Origin of the sequence: Streptomyces sp. CG 926, assembly GCF_003148825.1 — a bacterium.
GTDB lineage: Bacteria > Actinomycetota > Actinomycetes > Streptomycetales > Streptomycetaceae > Streptomyces.
Window position 1 is genome coordinate 952,803 of record NZ_QGGZ01000001.1, and the last position, 14,705, is coordinate 967,507.

A 14,705-nucleotide genomic window follows, 5' to 3' on the forward strand; every position below is an offset into this window, starting at 1 on the left:
AATTCGCGTCGCGGGGCGGATCGAGGATCCGGGGGGCGGCCACGGAATGAGAATTCGACTTCGTATCGTTGAAAGTGGGATGTTCACTTTCCCGACCCCGACCCCGACCCCGACCCCGGCCCTGACCCCGACCTCGCCATCGACCCCGATCCGAGCCCGAAGCCGACCCCCCGACCCCGGAACGGATGCACCTTCCTTGCCCGACGCCTCCGCCTGGCGGATCGCCCTGCCCCACACCGCGGCCGCCGTACCCCTCGCCCGCGCCCTCGTCCGCACCGCGCTGGCCGACGCCGACGCACCCGCCGACCGGGACACCGCGGAGCTCCTGACGGCGGAGCTGGTCGCCAACGCCGTGGAGCACACCAGCTCCGGCGCCCCGATCGAGCTGGTCGTGGAACTGCTGGCGAACGGCTGCCAGGTCGAGGTCCACGACGGCGACCCCTGCCCGCCCGGCGACCTGTCGGCCCGTCCGGACGCCGGCCGACCCGACCCGTGGCAGGAGCACGGCCGCGGCCTGCTGCTGATCCGGAGCCTGAGCTCCGACTGCGGCCACCGCCGCACCCCGCACGGCAAGGCCGTGTGGTTCACCCTGCCCGCGCAGCGGACCGGGCCCACCCGCGCATGACTATGCGTCACCTCGGCCGGGTCGGCCGAGGGTGGCGACGAGCACGGCCTTGATGGTGTGCAGCCGGTTCTCGGCCTCGTCGAAGACGATGGAGTGCTCCGACTCGAACACCTCGTCCGTCACCTCCAGGGAGTCGAGCCCGTGCCGCTCGTGGATCTCCCGGGCCACCTTGGTGCCGAGGTCGTGGAAGGCCGGCAGGCAGTGCATGAACTTCACGTCCGGGTTCCCGGTGGCGCGCAGCACGTCCATGGTCACCGCGTACGGCGACAGGGCCGCGATCCGCTCGTCCCAGACCTCCTTGGGCTCCCCCATCGACACCCAGATGTCGGTCACGACGAAGTCCGCGCCGACGACCCCCTCGGTGACCTCCTCGGTCAGGGTGAGCCGGGCGCCGCTCTCCGCCGCGAGCGCCCGGGCCTCGGCCACCACCGACTCGGCGGGCCAGTAGGCCCGGGGCGCGACGATCCGTACATCCATACCCAGCAGCGCACCGGTCACGAGGTAGGAGTTGCCCATGTTGAAGCGGGCGTCGCCGAGGTAGGCGAAGGCGATCCGGTCGAGCGGCTTGGTGGTGTGCTCGGTCATGGTGAGCAGGTCGGCCAGCATCTGGGTCGGGTGCCAGTCGTCGGTGAGGCCGTTGAAGACGGGGACGCCCGAGTGGGTGGCGAGTTCCTCGACGGCCTGCTGGCTGTCACCCCGGTACTCGATCCCGTCGAACATCCGGCCGAGCACCCGGGCGGTGTCCTTGACCGACTCCTTGTGTCCCATCTGGGAGCCGGCCGGGTCCAGGTAGGTGGTGTGCGCACCCTGGTCCGCGGCGGCGACCTCGAAGGCGCAGCGGGTCCGCGTCGAGGTCTTCTCGAAGATCAGCGCGATGTTCCTGCCCTGGAGGTGGCGCTGCTCGACCCCGGCCTTCTTGGCCGCCTTCAGGTCGGCGGCCAGCTCGACCAGACCGCGGAACTCGGCGGCCGTGAAATCCAGCTCCTTGAGAAAACTACGGCCGGCGAGGTCGGTGGCCATGGGGTCGCTCCAGCGTCACGGTGACAGGGGATGGTGGAAGTCTATACGATCCTCTGTATTGATATACAGACCGGGCCCGGGGTCTTTTCCCCGGGCCCGGAACCTCTCCCCCAGGTCCGGGCCCTCTCCCCCAGATCCGGCCGCCTCAGACCGCGTCCCGCTCGACGGGACAGCTCATGCAGCGCGGCCCGCCCCGGCCCCGCCCCAGCTCGCTGCCCGGGATCTCGATCACCTCGATACCCATCTTGCGCAGGTGCGTGTTGGTCGTCACGTTCCGCTCGTACGCCACCACCACCCCCGGCTCCACGGCCAGCACGTTGCACCCGTCGTCCCACTGCTCGCGCTCCGCCGAGTGCACGTCCTGCGTCGCGGTCAGCACCCGGATCGAGTCCAGACCGAGCGCCCCGGCGATGGCCCGGTGCATGTGGTCCTCGGGGTGGTCGGTGACCTTCAGCTCGTGCGGGCCGCCGCCGGGCTCGATCGTGTAGGAGGGGAGCATGCCGAGCCCCGCGTACTGCGTGAACGTATCTCCGTCGACCATCGTCATCACCGTGTCCAGGTGCATGAACGCCCGCGACTTGGGCATGTCGAGCGCCACGATGGATGTCGCCGAACCGGCTGCGAACAGGCCGCGCGCCAGCATCTCCACCGCCTGCGGGGTCGTCCGCTCGCTCATCCCGATCAGCACCGCCCCGTTGCCGATGACCAGGACGTCCCCTCCCTCGATGGTCGAGGGATAGTCGGACTGCCCCTGCGACCAGTAGTGGAAGGCGCCGGAGGTGGTGAAGAGCGGGTGGTGCTTGTAGATCGCCTCGAAGTGGACCGTCTCGCGCTGCCGGGCGGGCCAGCGCATCGCGTTGATGGACACCCCGTCGTAGATCCAGGCGGAGGTGTCCCGGGTGAAGAGGTGGTTGGGCAGCGGGCCCAGCAGGAAACCGTCCAGGTCCAGCGCGTGGAAGCGCACCGACACCGGCTCGGCGTGCCGCTCCAGGAACTCCCGCTTGGTCATCCCGCCGACCAGCGCCTCCGCCAGCTCGGCCGAGGTCAGCCCGTCGAAGACCGACCGCAGGTGGTCCGTGGCGAGCGGCCCGTACTCCTTCTCGTCGAAGACCCGGTCCAGTACGAGGTGTCTCGCCTCCGGGATGTCGAGGGCCTCGCACAGGAGGTCACCGAAGAGGTGGACCTCCACGCCCCGGTCCCGCAGCACGTCCGCGAAGCCGTCGTGCTCCTGGCGGGCCCGGCGCACCCACAGCACGTCGTCGAAGAGGAGCGCGTCCTTGTTGCTCGGTGTGAGCCGCTTCAGCTCCAGGTCGGGCCGGTGGAGGATGACGCGGCGAAGCCGCCCGGTCTCGGAGTCGACATGGAATCCCATGCCGTACACATTCCCAGACCGAACGGCTTTTTGACCCGGCGTCCGCTCAGCGAGGGGTGGCGAGGCCGAGAAGCGCCGAGGGAGCGCCGGTGAGCTCCGGTGCGGTCAGGCCCAGTTCGGGCATGGTCAGGTTCGGCACCCCGGAGTTGGAGGCGTCCGGCATCGTCAGCAGACCGCCGGCGACCAGACCGGGGGTCCGGGCGAGCAGATCGGTGGCCGGCGCCTCGACGGAACCCTTGCCGTCCGTCTCCGGCTTGCCCAGCAGGTTCGGCACCGGGGAGGTGACGAGGGTGCGGCCGAGCTCGGTGCCGATCGGGACCGAGGGGAGCAGTGGGGTCGGGAGCATGTTCCCCTTGTGGAAGCGGGGGGACTCGGGCGCTCCAGCGACCGGCACCGGTACGCCGGTGTCCACGCGCGGGACGTCCACGCCCAGCGTGGTCTTCACGGCGTCCAGCGGGACACCGACCGGCACCGACTGGGCCATGGCCGGGGTGGCCGCACCGGCCGCAGCCATACAGGTCATGAGCGCCGCAATGCTTCCGCGCGCGGTCATCTTCATAGGTGACGTTCCGTCCTTCCAGGGTCGCGGACATTCCGCTGCCCTGGATGAACGATCCCGCCGGTGGGTTTCCCGGAGTTCTCCGTGAAAGTTCCCCCATACGACCTAATTCGAGGCCGTACGGGGGCCACTCCTTTACGGGCCGTGCTGACGCGGCCCGGTCCCGCGGCGGTACCGGCTTCGGCTCACAGGCGGGGGTCGACCGGCTCCGACTCCAGGGCGAGCACCGCGAAGACCGCCTCGTGGACCCGCCACAGCGGCTCGTCGGCCGCCAGCCGGTCCAGCGCCTCCAGCCCGAGCGCGTACTCGCGCAGGGCGAGCGAGCGCTTGTGCCCGAGGAACCGCTCCCGCAGCCTCTCCAGGTGGTCCGGGCGGGTGTACTCCGGGCCGTAGATGATCCGCAGGTACTCGCGTCCGCGCACCTTGACCCCGGGCTGGACCAGTCGGCCCTTGCCGTCCTTGGCGTACGCCTGGAGCGGCTTGACGACCATGCCCTCGCCGCCGGCGGCCGTCAGTTCCAGCCACCAGTCGGTGCCGGCCCGTACGGAGTCCTCGTCCGCGGTGTCCACCAGGATCCGGCCGGTGCGGCGCAGCAGCCCGGTACCGGCCGCCTCGTCCGCGGCGACCAGGCGGTCCAGCCAGAACAGCTGCTCGTCGTGGGGCACCGCGGCCAGCGACCGCCCGGCCACCGCCAGCAGCTGGAACGGCGCGAACCGTACGCCCTCCAGCCCGTCGGTGGTCCAGCAGTAGCGCCGGTAGGAGTCGGTGAAGGCGGCCGCGTCGGCGGCCCGGCCGCGCTGGCGCTCCAGCAGCTCGCCGGTCTCGACGCCCCGGGCGGTGGCCGCCTCCAAGGCGGCGATGGCGCCCGGGAAGACGGCGCCGGAGGCCGCGCCCACGGCGGCGTACTGGTTGCGCAGCAGGCCGGTGGACTTCAGCGACCAGGGCAGGAGTTCACCGTCGAGCAGCAGCCAGTCGGTGTCGAGCTCCTCCCAGAGGCCGGCGTCGGTGATCGCCGAGCGCAGCCGGGTGAGGACCTCCTCGGTCATCGCCGGATCCTTGAAGAAGGGCCGCCCGGTGCGGGTGTAGACGGATCCGGTCGGGCCGTCGACGCCGAAGCGGGTCCGGGCCGCGTCGGCGTCCTTGCAGACGAGGACCGTGGCGCGGGAGCCCATGTGCTTCTCCTCGCACACCACCTGGGCGATGCCGTCCTTGCGGTACTGGGCGAAGGCCTCGGCCGGGTGCTCCAGGTAGCCGTCCTCGCGGGAGGTGGCCGTGGGCGCCATGGTCGGCGGGAGGTACGGGACGAGCCGGGGGTCCACGGCGAAGCGGCTCATGACCTCCAGGGCCGCCGCCGCGTTCTCCTCGCGCACGTTGACGTTGCCCAGGTGCCGGGTCTCCACGACCCGGCGGCCGTGCACGTCGGCCAGGTCGAGCGGGCGCCCACCCCCAGACTCCGTCCGGGGGGACCCCCAGGGCCCGCCCGGGGCCTCGGCGACGAGCGGCTTGACCGGCTCGTACCAGACCTTCTCGGCCGGTACGTCGACCAGTTCGCGCTCGGGCCAGCGCAGGGCGCTCATCCGGCCGCCGAAGACGGCACCGGTGTCGAGGCAGATGGTGTTGTTGATCCAGGTGGTGTCGGGGACCGGGGTGTGTCCGTAGACCACGGCGGCCTTGCCCCGGTAGTCCTCGGCCCACGGGTAGCGCACGGGCAGGCCGAACTCGTCGGTCTCGCCGGTGGTCTCCCCGTAGAGGGCGTGCGAGCGGACCCGGCCGGAGGTGCGGCCGTGGTACTTCTCGGGCAGGCCTGCGTGGCAGACCACCAGCTTGCCGCCGTCGAGGACGTAGTGGCTGACGAGGCCGCGGATGAACTCCCGCACCTCCTCGACGAACTCCTCCGGCTCACCCTCCAACTGCTCGATGGTCTCGGCGAGGCCGTGGGTCCGCTGGACCTTGGAGCCCTTCAGATAACGGCCGAGCTTGTTCTCGTGGTTCCCGGGCACGCACAGGGCGTTGCCGGACTTCACCATGCCCATGACGCGGCGCAGCACGCCGGGGCTGTCGGGTCCGCGGTCGACGAGGTCGCCGACGAAGACGGCGGTGCGGCCCTCGGGGTGGACCCCGTCCTCGTAGCCGAGCTTTCCGAGCAGGGTCTCCAACTCGGAGGAGCAGCCGTGGATGTCTCCGACGATGTCGAAGGGGCCGGTGAGGTGGGTGAGGTCGTTGAACCGCTTCTCCAGGACCACCTCGGCGCTCTCGGCCTCTTCGACGGAGCGCAGGACGTGGACCTTGCGGAAGCCCTCGCGTTCCAGGCCGCGCAGCGAGCGCCGCAGGTCGCGGCGGTGCCGCTGGATGACCGCGCGGGGCAGGCCGGCCCGGTCGGGGCGGGTGGCGTTGCGCTCGGCGCAGACCTGCTCGGGCATGTCCAGGACGATGGCGATGGGCAGGACGTCGTGCTCGCGGGCGAGCTGGACGAGCTGCCGGCGGGCGTCGGGCTGGACGCTGGTGGCGTCGACGACGGTGAGCCGGCCGGCCGCGAGGCGCTTGCCCGCGATGTAGTGCAGGACGTCGAAGGCGTCGCGACTGGCGCTCTGGTCGTTCTCGTCGTCGGAGACCAGGCCCCGGCAGTAGTCGGAGGAGATGACCTCGGTGGCCTTGAAGTGCTTGCGGGCGAAGGTGGACTTGCCCGATCCGGTGGCCCCGATCAGGACGACGAGGGACAGGTCGGTGACGGGAAGTGTGCGCGTACGGGGGGTCTCGGTACCGGTCATGCTGCCTCGCCCTCCTTCGGGGTCTCGGTGGTGTCGGTCGCCGCGCCGGTGTCGGTGGCGGCGGGCTCGGTGGTGTCCGTCGTCGCGGAGGTGTCGGTGACCGCGGCGGTGTCGGTGACCGCGGCGGTGTCGGTGGCCGCGGCGGTGTCGGTGGCCGCGGTGGTGTCGATGCCGTCGTGCTGGGTGAAGACGGCCATCTGGGTCGGCGGGCCGACCTCGGGGTCGTCGTCGCCGACGGGCACGTACCGCACCCCGTAGCCGTGGCGCCGCGCGACCTCGTCGGCCCAGGCGCGGAACTCCTCGCGGCTCCACTCGAAGCGGTGGTCGCCGTGGCGGACGTGCCCGGCGGGCAGGGTCTCCCAGCGCACGTTGTACTCGACGTTGGGAGTGGTGACGAGGACCGTACGGGGGCGGGCCGAGCCGAACACCGCATACTCCAGCGCGGGCAGCCGCTCCGGGTCCAGGTGCTCGATGACCTCGCTGAGCACGGCCGCGTCGTAGCCCGCCAGCCGCTTGTCGGTGTAGGCGAGCGAGCCCTGCAGGAGCTTCAGGCGCGCGCTCTGCCGTTCGCCCATCCGGTCCAGCCGCAGCCGGCGGGCCGCGATCTGCAGGGCCCGTACGGACACGTCCATGCCGACGATCTCGGTGTACGTCGGGTCCCCGAGCAGCGCCTGGAGCAACTGCCCCTGGCCGCAGCCGAGGTCCAGCACCCGCTGCGCGCCTGCGGACCGCAGGGCGACGAGGATCGCCTCGCGCCGCTGCACGGCGAGCGGCACGGGCCGCTCCTCGGTGTCGCGGGTCTCGTCGACCGCGTTGTCGATCTCCTCGACCTCACTGCCGTCGGCCTCGGCGAGGCGGACCAGTTCCAGGCGCTCGATGGCGTCCTGGGTCAGCCGCTTGTGCCGGGCCAGGTAGCGGGAGGTGATCAGAGCGTGCTCGGGGTGGGCCGCCAGCCAGCCGTCTCCGGCGCGCAGCAGCTTGTCGACCTCGTCCGGGGAGATCCAGTAGTGCTTGGCGTCGTCCAGGACCGGCAGCAGGACGTAGAGCTGCCGCAGCGCGTCGGCGAGGCGCAGCTCGCCCTCCAGGACGAGCCGTACGTAGCGGGAGTCCCCCCATTCCGGGAACTGCTCGTCGAGCGGTACGGCGTCGGCCTGTACGAGGTCCCAGCCGAGCGGACCGAACAGCCGGTGCACGAGCTCGGCGCCGCCGCGGGCGGGCAGCACCGGGATCTCGACGCGCAGCGGCCGGACCTGCTCCGGCAGCTCCGGGCGGGTGGCGCACTGCCCCTTGAGCGCGGTACGGAACACTCCGCTGAGGGCGACGGCGAGCAGCGAGGACGCGGCGTAGGGCCGGTCGTTCACGTACTGCGCGAGCGCGGCGTCCGGCGCCCCGCCCCGGCCCTTGCCCCGGCCGCGCCGCACGAGCGCGACGGGGTCCACCTCCAGCAGCAGGGCCGCCGTGCACCGCTGGGCCGAGGCCTCGGGGTAGAACACGTGGGCGGTGCCGTGGGAGGTGGAGAACGCCTGCGTCTTCCCGGGATGCTTGTGCAGCAGGTAGCCCAGGTCGGTGGCGGGTCGTTCAGGGGAGCCGGTGGTGGAGATCGTCAGGAACACACGGCCGATTATCGTCCGCGGTCCTCCCCGCCTACCAGGGAATTTCCGCTACCGGGGCACCACGCGGACGCCGGTGCGCAACACTTCGTCGACTCACCTACCGTCGACCGACCGACCGGGGGAACCCTTGACGATATCGCTCGGCGAGCGGCTCACGCTCGCGCCCGCGCGGCAGACGGCGATCGAACCGGCAGAGACCTGCTCGGGCCTGATCTCTTCGGGGACCGCCACGGACCGGGCCCTCTCGGTCGACGGCCGCCCCGAGCTGACCGTTCGCGACATCCGGTGGCGGAACGGCGAACGGGACGTGCGGATGCACCTGCCTGATGTGCTGCCGGAGATGCCCAGGGCCTTGGCGAAGCTTCACGACCGGCGGCGCGCCGGCGTGTACCGGACCGACGACGGCCGGACGTGGATGACCGCCTGGTCCGTGCTTCCGGGGGACGGCGACTGGCCGAAGTGGCGCAGGCCGACCGGGGTCGGTGAGCTCGGCGCGCTGTGCGGGGCCGATCGGCTGCGGGTCGTGCACGACCACGGCGTCGTCGAGATCGGCAGCAAGGAGGCACTCCTGGGTGACCCCGGGCGGACGAGGCGACAGCTCTGCGCCCTGCTGGACGACGACGTCGAGGCCGCGCCTGCCGTGCTGTACGCCGTCACGCGCCTCGTCCCCGTGCTGCGGCACATCGGATGGCTGTGACGGTCACCTTCCGTGAACAGCCGCGGCCAGGTCGGCGATCCGGTCGGGGCCGATGCGGCAGCACCCGCCGATGAGGCGGGCTCCGGTGGCGCGCCAGGCGCCGGTGGGCCAGGGGGCGGGGGCTTCGGGTGTGTGCCAGGTGCGGGTGGTGGCGTTCCAGACGGAGCCGTCGTTGGGGTAGGTCAGCAGCGGTTTCTCGGTGACCGAGGCGGCCGCTTCGAGGGCGGGCAGGACATCGGCCGGATCACAGCAGTTGACGCCGACCGCGATGACCTGCGGGGAGGCGGCGGCGAGGGCGAAGGCCTCGTCGAGGGGTTGGCCGGCCCGGGTACGGCCGGCGGCCACCGTCCAGGAGAGCCAGGCGGGCGCGCCGGTCTCCGCGAGGACGGTGAGCAGGGCCTCGGCCTCGTCGGTGTCCGGGATCGTCTCCACGGCCAGGACGTCGGGGCCCGCGGCGAGCAGGGCCTCGATGCGGGGGCGGTGGAAGGCGGCGAGCTCGCGCACGCTCAGCCCGTACCGGCCGCGGTACTCGGAGCCGTCCGCGAGCACCGCTCCGTACGGGCCCACGGAGGCGGCCACCCACACCTCGTGGTCGGCGGCCTCGGCCACCCGGGCGGCCAGGCGCACACTGCTCCGCAGCAGGGCGGTGGTCTCGGCACGGTCGTGGCCGTGGGCGGCGAAGGCCTCGTAGCCGACCTGGTAACTGGCGGTGATCAGTACCTCGGCGCCGGCCCGGGCGTACGCCGTGTGGGCGGCCGCCACGTGGTCCGGGTGCTCGGCGAGCACCCGGCCCGACCAGAGATCGCCGGACAGGTCGCAGCCCTGGGCGGCGAGTTGGTTGCTGAGCCCGCCGTCCAGGAGTACGGCCCGGTGGGCCAGGGCTTCGGCGAGCGGGCCGGACGCGCGGGGCACGGCTTTCCCCTTTCCTACCGGACCTGGGACAGCACCTGGGCGGAGATCAGCTCCAGGTGGTCCAGGTCGTGGAGGTCGAGCAACTGGAGGTAGACGCGGGAGGCACCGGCGGCCCCGTAGGCGCCGATCTTCTCCACGACCTCGGCCGGCGAACCGGCCAGGCCGTTGGCCTTGAGTTCGTCGACGTCGCGGCCGATGGCGGCGGCCCGGCGGGCGACCTCGGCGTCGTCCTTGCCCACGCACACGACGAGGGCGTTGGAGTAGCGGAGGTCGTCAGGCCCTCGCCCGGCCTCCTGGGCCGCTTCCCGGACCCGGGCGAACTGCCGCTCGCTGTCCGCGATGGACGCGAAGGGCATGTTGAATTCGTCCGCGTAGCGGGCGGCGAGCCGCGGGGTGCGCTTGGCTCCGTGGCCGCCGACGAGGACGGGGACCTTGGCCTGGGCGGGCTTGGGGAGCGCGGGCGAGTTCTCCACCCGGTAGTGCTTGCCCGCGTGGTCGAAGGTGGCGCCGGCCTCGGTGGCCCAGAGGCCGGTGACGACGGCCAGCTGCTCCTCCAGCCGGGACATCCGGTCCGTCGGGAAGGGGATCCCGTACGCCTTGTGCTCCTCCTCGAACCAGCCCGCGCCGAGGCCCAGTTCGATGCGGCCGCCGGACATCTGGTCGACCTGGGCCACCTGGATGGCGAGGACTCCGGGCAGCCGGAAGGTTCCTGCCGTCATCAGGGTGCCGAGGCGGATCCGCTTGGTCTCCCGGGCCAGGCCCGCCAGGGTGATCCAGGCGTCGGTGGGGCCGGGCAGGCCGTCGGAGGATCCCATGCGCAGATAGTGGTCGGAGCGGAAGAACGCGTCGAAGCCCAAATCCTCGGTGGCCTTGGCGACGGTCAGGAGGGTGTCGTAGCTCGCGCCCTGCTGGGGCTCGGTGAAAATGCGAAGATCCATACCCTCCATCCTGCACTTCCCGCCCCGGCAGGGTGAATCTTCGTCAACCGGACGGCCCACGCCCCGGCGCGCCAGTGACCGGCCCGGACGGTGATCGTTGCTCGGACGGAGCCGGACCGCCCGGCCCGCGCGCCGGCGGCGTCCCGCAGGTGCGTCCACCGCCCCCTTCCGCCTTGGGAGGGCCAGGGCCGAGGAGGCCGCCATGTCCCACGAGGCCGTGCCGGATACCCACCGACACACCGGACCGACCGGACAGGCAGCGCACGCAGCGCACGCAGCACACGACCGGGCAGGTCAGGAGCCTGCGGTACCCGCCCAGGGGGACGGCGCGCCGAAGGGCCTGCTGCAGCAGATGGAAGAACTGATGGCGGCGCTGAACGCCGACCTGTCCCAGCTCGACGCCGACCTCCAGGCCTCCACGGACCGCACCCCCGAGGGCGAGCGTCCGTCCTCCCGGTCCTCCTGACCAGGCGGGTCCCGCCGAGCGCGGCGGGACCCCATCCGTGGCGCGCTCAGGCCACGCCCGAGGCGGAACCTCGCTCACGGACCACCATGCGGCGCAGGATCGCCCGCACCCGGTCGCTCGACTCGTCGGCCGCGTCGATCGACTCTATGCACTGCCAGTACAGGGCCTCGTCGTCCGTCCCGCAGGCCACCCCGACCAGGGCTATCCCCACTTCACCCAGCAGCGCCTGGAGTCCGAGCATCGCCTGCCGGACGTCCGACACCTCGCTCAACTGCGCGGCTCTCGGCGGATACTCGGGCGCGCTGCCCTCTCCGCGCAGGGCCGCCCGGTCGAGCACCCCGCAGCCTCTCCCTCCCGCTTCCCCCAGTCCCCGTGCCTCCGATCTCAGCTCCGGCGGCCCGGTGACCGCCAGATAGCTCCCTATGCCCTGCGCGAGCGCCTGGGCCTGCCAGGCCTCGCCCACGATGTCCCACGCGACCCCACTCTGTGCCAGCGCGTGCCGGCCGGCCGCGATGAGCCGTACCGCATCCATATGCCGTCCCCCGTCCGCACGACATCCCGCCATCCTCACCACTACCCAGCGTGAGGGCAAGGAGTCAGTAAAGCCAGGGGTATTCGGAAAATGTGGACACAAATGTGATTGTGGATGAGCCCATCACTCCGAAGAGTGACGATCCGGTGTCGATGTATCCGGCACGGGAAAGCGGAGTTCGTTCCTCTCGATCTTCGCGGCGAGCGCATCCAGCACATCCACCCCGAGAACCTCACAGAACTGCAGCAGATACGCGAGCACGTCGGCCACCTCGTCGGCCACGCGGTGGGCGGATTCCGGGGTCTCCATGACCTTCGCCGACTGCTCGGGCGTCAACCACTGGAAGATTTCCACCAGTTCGGCTGCCTCGACACTGAGCGCAACCGCCAGGTTCTTGGGTGTGTGGTACGGCTCCCAGCCGCGGGCGGCCGCGAACCGCACGAGCCGGCGCTGCAATCGGTCCAGCCGCTCCTCGGAGCGGTGCGTCTCGTTCATGCCCTCAGGTCTACCATCGCGACGCCCGGGAGGTGGCGGGCGGCCGCCGCGGTCGACTCCCCCACCGCGGCCACGAGCCGGATGTGGCCGCGGCCGCAGGACAGCTGGGCCAGCCGCAGCAACTCGGCGCTCTGGCGCCCGTCGAGGCCCCGGTCGAAGCCGTCGGCCAGCACCGTCAGCGCCTGCCGCGCGGAGAGGAGTTCGGCCGCGGGATCCATGGCCAGCACCCCCGGCCCGGTGAGCAGGACCAGCGCCAGCGCGAGGAAGTGGAGTTCGCCCGCGCCCAGCCGGGCCAGCTCGGTCGCGGGCCGGCCGGTGCCCCGGTCCAGCACCGCCTCGATGAGGCCGCCGCCCCCGGGAGTCCGTACATCCAGCCCTGCCACGGCCCCGGCGCAACCGGTACGGGCTGCCTCCGCCAACAGCGCGTGGCGGGTGCCGCATTCGCTACGGGTCCGGCGCAGCACATCGGCCAGATTGGCGCAGTCGCCCAGCAGCCGGCCCTCGCCCGGCGCGACGGCGGCCCGCATCCGGTCCGGGCGGGGGTCGCACGGGAACACCGCGCGCAGGGCCACGACCACTTGTTCGGCGGCGGCCAGCACCTGGCGCTGGCCCGCGGTGGAACCGGCGACGCGGAGCGGGAGCAGCGCCGTGCCGAGCCGGTCGTCGGGCAGCGGGGCCCGGGTGACACCGACGGCGCCGCCGGTCAGCCACGCGGCCTGGACCGAGCGTCGGCCGGGGTCGCGCAGGGCGGTGGCCAGCAGGATCTGCCCGTCCTGGGAGAGCCGTTCGCCGACGATCCGTAGCGTGGGCTCGGCCTGGACGGCGAGGTCGAGCCGGACCGGGCCGGCGGGTCCGTCCACGGTGCAGCCGAGCCGGAAGCCGCGCCGGCGCTGCGCGTCGGGGACGGCCCGGTCGGGGATGCGGGCCCGCGGATCCGGGAAGGCCGCCTCCAGCGTGGCTCCGGAACCCAGTGCGGCCAGGGCCTCGTAGGCGGCCAGGGCCTGGGACTTGCCGCTGCCGCTGGGCCCGGCGAAGAGGGTGAGGGGGCCGAGCGGGAAGACCGCCGAGCGGTGCGGACCGAAGGCGGAGAGCCGCAGCTCGGTGACCACGGGCCGCGGATACCGCTGCGCGGGCACGACCGGGGCGGCGCCTTCCGCCACCCCGGCGGCAGGAGGCGCGGGCGAGGCTCCGGGTGACACGGCGGCAGCGGCCTGGGCCGCCCGAGCGTCGTCGACAACCGCAACGGCAGGCGGAACGGGAGCGACGGGGAGAACGGGATCGACAGAAGGAACGGGATCGGCTGGGGTGTCGGCTAACGCGACGGCGGTGGGCGCGCCTACCGCCGTCGCGTCCGAAATGGCGTCCATGCGCGGGACGGTACGGCCCGCCGGACCCCCCGTGGCCCCGGCGAACCGTTCCCTCGCGGGGACCTTCCTACGATCGGGGGACGGCCGCGGCCGCGATTCCCTCGACCTCGGTCCCCACCGGCGCGAGCAGGAAGACGTTCCGGTCCACCCGGTGCATCCCGCTGCCCAGGCCGAAGACCACGCCGCTGCTGAAGTCCAGGATCCGCTTGGCCACTTCGCTGTCCGCCCCGGTGAGGTCGAGCAGGACCGGGATCTGCGCGATCAGGTACTCCGCCACCTCCCGCGCGTCCGCGAAGATCTGAACTCTGATCACCACGAAGCGCCGCTGCTCCGCCGCCGACGCCCCGGGCGCCGTGGGAATCGTGCGGTGGTCCACCCGGGAGGGCCATTCGTTGCGACTGCGCAGGGGGACCACCTGCGCGAGCCCCTCCCACTGTTCGTCGGTGACGTCGTACCTGCTCACCGGGCCGCCTCGGCCGTGCGCTTCATGTGCATCCCCCCATCCTCTCGCGTTTCACCCGTTCAGCCCAACAACGACACGAGCGTCCCGGGTACTCTCGGAGAGCCAGATAGGTTAGGTTAGGCATACCTAAGTCACTCGGACGAGGAGAGATCCGCATGCGCCTGATCGGTGCCCCCGCCACCCCGGCCGACCGGCCCACCGATGCCGAGCGCATCCGGTCGATCCTGACCGCCGCGCACTCCATGACCGTGGTGACCGACGGACTGCGCTCCGAGGTCCGCCACCTCGACGGCAGCGACCCGATGGGCCGGCTTCACCTGCACCCCGCCGAGCCCGGCGGCGAGTCCGAGATCCGGCCCACGATCCGGCTGGAGTTCACGGACATCGCCCCCACCCCCGTACGGGACCGGGTGCGCGCCCGCGTCACCGTGCTGGGCCGCCTGCTGACCCCCTATTCCGACCTGGCCCAAGGCTCCGGCGCCGACTCCACCTGCATGGAATTCGACCGGGCCGTCCTGGAGACCTCGCAGGGCCGCGCGCACGTCGGCCTCGACGAGCTGGACGCGGCCTGCCCCGACCCGCTGTCCCCGTACGAGGCGGGCATGCTCACGCACCTCCTCGACGACCACCACGACCTCGTCACCCTGCTGCTGCGGCTGGTCCGGCCGCTGCCCACCGCCGCCGTGCTCCGCGCACTGCCGGTCGCCATGGACCGGTACGGGATCACCCTGCGGCTGGAGGAACGGCGCGGCCACCGCGACGTACGGCTGCCCTTCCCCTCTCCCCTCGACGACGTCGAGCAGGCCGGTACGCAGATCCAGGCGCTCTTCAGCGCGGCCCGGCGGAGCTCGCACCCCAACACCCTGCCGGCCTGACGG

General features: G+C 72.4%; 15 protein-coding genes. 4 read left to right on the forward strand and 11 right to left on the reverse strand.

Annotated features, from left to right (window positions below; translation table 11 throughout):
* Positions 1–196: 196 nt before the first annotated feature.
* Positions 197–625, forward strand: coding sequence for an ATP-binding protein (locus BCL76_RS03935; protein WP_258309278.1), 429 nt, complete (start codon positions 197–199; stop codon positions 623–625).
* Here the strand turns inward: BCL76_RS03935 and argF are convergent, their stop codons facing one another.
* The 5 genes from argF to BCL76_RS03960 all read right to left on the reverse strand — a co-directional run bounded on the left by argF (position 626) and on the right by BCL76_RS03960 (position 7,957).
* A complete protein-coding gene (gene argF / locus BCL76_RS03940; protein WP_109778086.1) occupies positions 626–1,645 on the reverse strand; it encodes an ornithine carbamoyltransferase in 1,020 nt (339 codons plus the stop codon).
* A 145-nt stretch (positions 1,646–1,790) separates the two neighbouring features.
* Positions 1,791–3,017: an arginine deiminase gene (locus tag BCL76_RS03945; RefSeq protein ID WP_109778087.1), complete on the reverse strand. Its 1,227-nt coding sequence runs from the start codon at positions 3,015–3,017 to the stop codon at positions 1,791–1,793.
* A 46-nt stretch (positions 3,018–3,063) separates the two neighbouring features.
* A complete protein-coding gene (locus BCL76_RS03950) occupies positions 3,064–3,540 on the reverse strand; it encodes a hypothetical protein (protein WP_258309279.1) in 477 nt (158 codons plus the stop codon).
* Between the two features lie 221 nt (positions 3,541–3,761).
* Entirely contained in the window at positions 3,762–6,344 is a 2,583-nt protein-coding gene (locus BCL76_RS03955; protein ID WP_109778089.1) for a polynucleotide kinase-phosphatase, read from the reverse strand.
* Positions 6,341–7,957, reverse strand: a complete 1,617-nt coding sequence (locus BCL76_RS03960; protein ID WP_109778090.1) for a 3' terminal RNA ribose 2'-O-methyltransferase Hen1 — start codon at positions 7,955–7,957, stop codon at positions 6,341–6,343. Before BCL76_RS03960 ends, BCL76_RS03955 begins: the two co-directional genes overlap by 4 nt.
* A gap of 127 nt (positions 7,958–8,084) precedes the next feature.
* Here BCL76_RS03960 and BCL76_RS03965 point away from each other — a divergent pair, with 127 nt between their 5' ends.
* A complete protein-coding gene (locus tag BCL76_RS03965) occupies positions 8,085–8,654 on the forward strand; it encodes a hypothetical protein (protein ID WP_109778091.1) in 570 nt (189 codons plus the stop codon).
* Between the two features lie 3 nt (positions 8,655–8,657).
* Here the strand turns inward: BCL76_RS03965 and mmuM are convergent, their stop codons facing one another.
* Both mmuM and BCL76_RS03975 read right to left on the reverse strand, forming a co-directional pair.
* Entirely contained in the window at positions 8,658–9,566 is a 909-nt protein-coding gene (gene mmuM / locus BCL76_RS03970) for a homocysteine S-methyltransferase (RefSeq protein WP_109778092.1), read from the reverse strand.
* Positions 9,567–9,580: 14 nt separating this feature from the next.
* Positions 9,581–10,504 carry an LLM class F420-dependent oxidoreductase gene (locus tag BCL76_RS03975; protein WP_109778093.1) on the reverse strand — a complete coding sequence of 308 codons (924 nt, stop codon included), beginning with the start codon at positions 10,502–10,504 and terminating at the stop codon, positions 9,581–9,583.
* Positions 10,505–10,706: 202 nt separating this feature from the next.
* Here BCL76_RS03975 and BCL76_RS03980 point away from each other — a divergent pair, with 202 nt between their 5' ends.
* Positions 10,707–10,970, forward strand: a complete 264-nt coding sequence (locus BCL76_RS03980) for a hypothetical protein (RefSeq protein ID WP_109778094.1) — start codon at positions 10,707–10,709, stop codon at positions 10,968–10,970.
* 46 nt (positions 10,971–11,016) lie between these two features.
* Here BCL76_RS03980 and BCL76_RS03985 read toward each other — a convergent pair whose 3' ends face one another.
* From BCL76_RS03985 to BCL76_RS04000, 4 genes are all read right to left on the reverse strand, one after another.
* The gene (locus BCL76_RS03985; protein ID WP_109778095.1) at positions 11,017–11,502 is read right to left on the reverse strand and encodes a DUF6099 family protein; all 486 of its coding nucleotides are present in this window, start codon (positions 11,500–11,502) and stop codon (positions 11,017–11,019) included.
* A 123-nt stretch (positions 11,503–11,625) separates the two neighbouring features.
* Entirely contained in the window at positions 11,626–11,997 is a 372-nt protein-coding gene (locus BCL76_RS03990) for a nucleotide pyrophosphohydrolase (RefSeq protein WP_109778096.1), read from the reverse strand.
* A complete protein-coding gene (locus BCL76_RS03995) occupies positions 11,994–13,133 on the reverse strand; it encodes an ATP-binding protein (RefSeq protein WP_309136792.1) in 1,140 nt (379 codons plus the stop codon). Before BCL76_RS03995 ends, BCL76_RS03990 begins: the two co-directional genes overlap by 4 nt.
* A gap of 298 nt (positions 13,134–13,431) precedes the next feature.
* Positions 13,432–13,827, reverse strand: coding sequence for a cell division protein SepF (locus BCL76_RS04000; protein WP_030012729.1), 396 nt, complete (start codon positions 13,825–13,827; stop codon positions 13,432–13,434).
* 155 nt (positions 13,828–13,982) lie between these two features.
* On the opposite strand from BCL76_RS04000, the gene BCL76_RS04005 reads away from it, so the two are divergent.
* Positions 13,983–14,702 carry a DUF2470 domain-containing protein gene (locus BCL76_RS04005; protein ID WP_109778098.1) on the forward strand — a complete coding sequence of 240 codons (720 nt, stop codon included), beginning with the start codon at positions 13,983–13,985 and terminating at the stop codon, positions 14,700–14,702.
* The last annotated feature ends 3 nt before the right edge of the window (positions 14,703–14,705 follow it).

What these genes read in the sequence shown, in the direction of transcription:
- argF (WP_109778086.1), bottom strand. Translation starts at nt 1,645, where the DNA reads ATGGCCACCGACCTCGCCGGCCGTAGTTTTCTCAAGGAGCTGGATTTC.
- BCL76_RS03945 (WP_109778087.1), bottom strand. Translation starts at nt 3,017, where the DNA reads ATGGGATTCCATGTCGACTCCGAGACCGGGCGGCTTCGCCGCGTCATC.
- BCL76_RS03950 (WP_258309279.1), bottom strand. Translation starts at nt 3,540, where the DNA reads ATGACCTGTATGGCTGCGGCCGGTGCGGCCACCCCGGCCATGGCCCAG.
- BCL76_RS03955 (WP_109778089.1), bottom strand. Translation starts at nt 6,344, where the DNA reads ATGACCGGTACCGAGACCCCCCGTACGCGCACACTTCCCGTCACCGAC.
- BCL76_RS03975 (WP_109778093.1), bottom strand. Translation starts at nt 10,504, where the DNA reads ATGGATCTTCGCATTTTCACCGAGCCCCAGCAGGGCGCGAGCTACGAC.
- BCL76_RS03980 (WP_109778094.1), top strand. Translation starts at nt 10,707, where the DNA reads ATGTCCCACGAGGCCGTGCCGGATACCCACCGACACACCGGACCGACC.
- BCL76_RS03985 (WP_109778095.1), bottom strand. Translation starts at nt 11,502, where the DNA reads ATGGATGCGGTACGGCTCATCGCGGCCGGCCGGCACGCGCTGGCACAG.
- BCL76_RS03990 (WP_109778096.1), bottom strand. Translation starts at nt 11,997, where the DNA reads ATGAACGAGACGCACCGCTCCGAGGAGCGGCTGGACCGATTGCAGCGC.
- BCL76_RS04005 (WP_109778098.1), top strand. Translation starts at nt 13,983, where the DNA reads ATGCGCCTGATCGGTGCCCCCGCCACCCCGGCCGACCGGCCCACCGAT.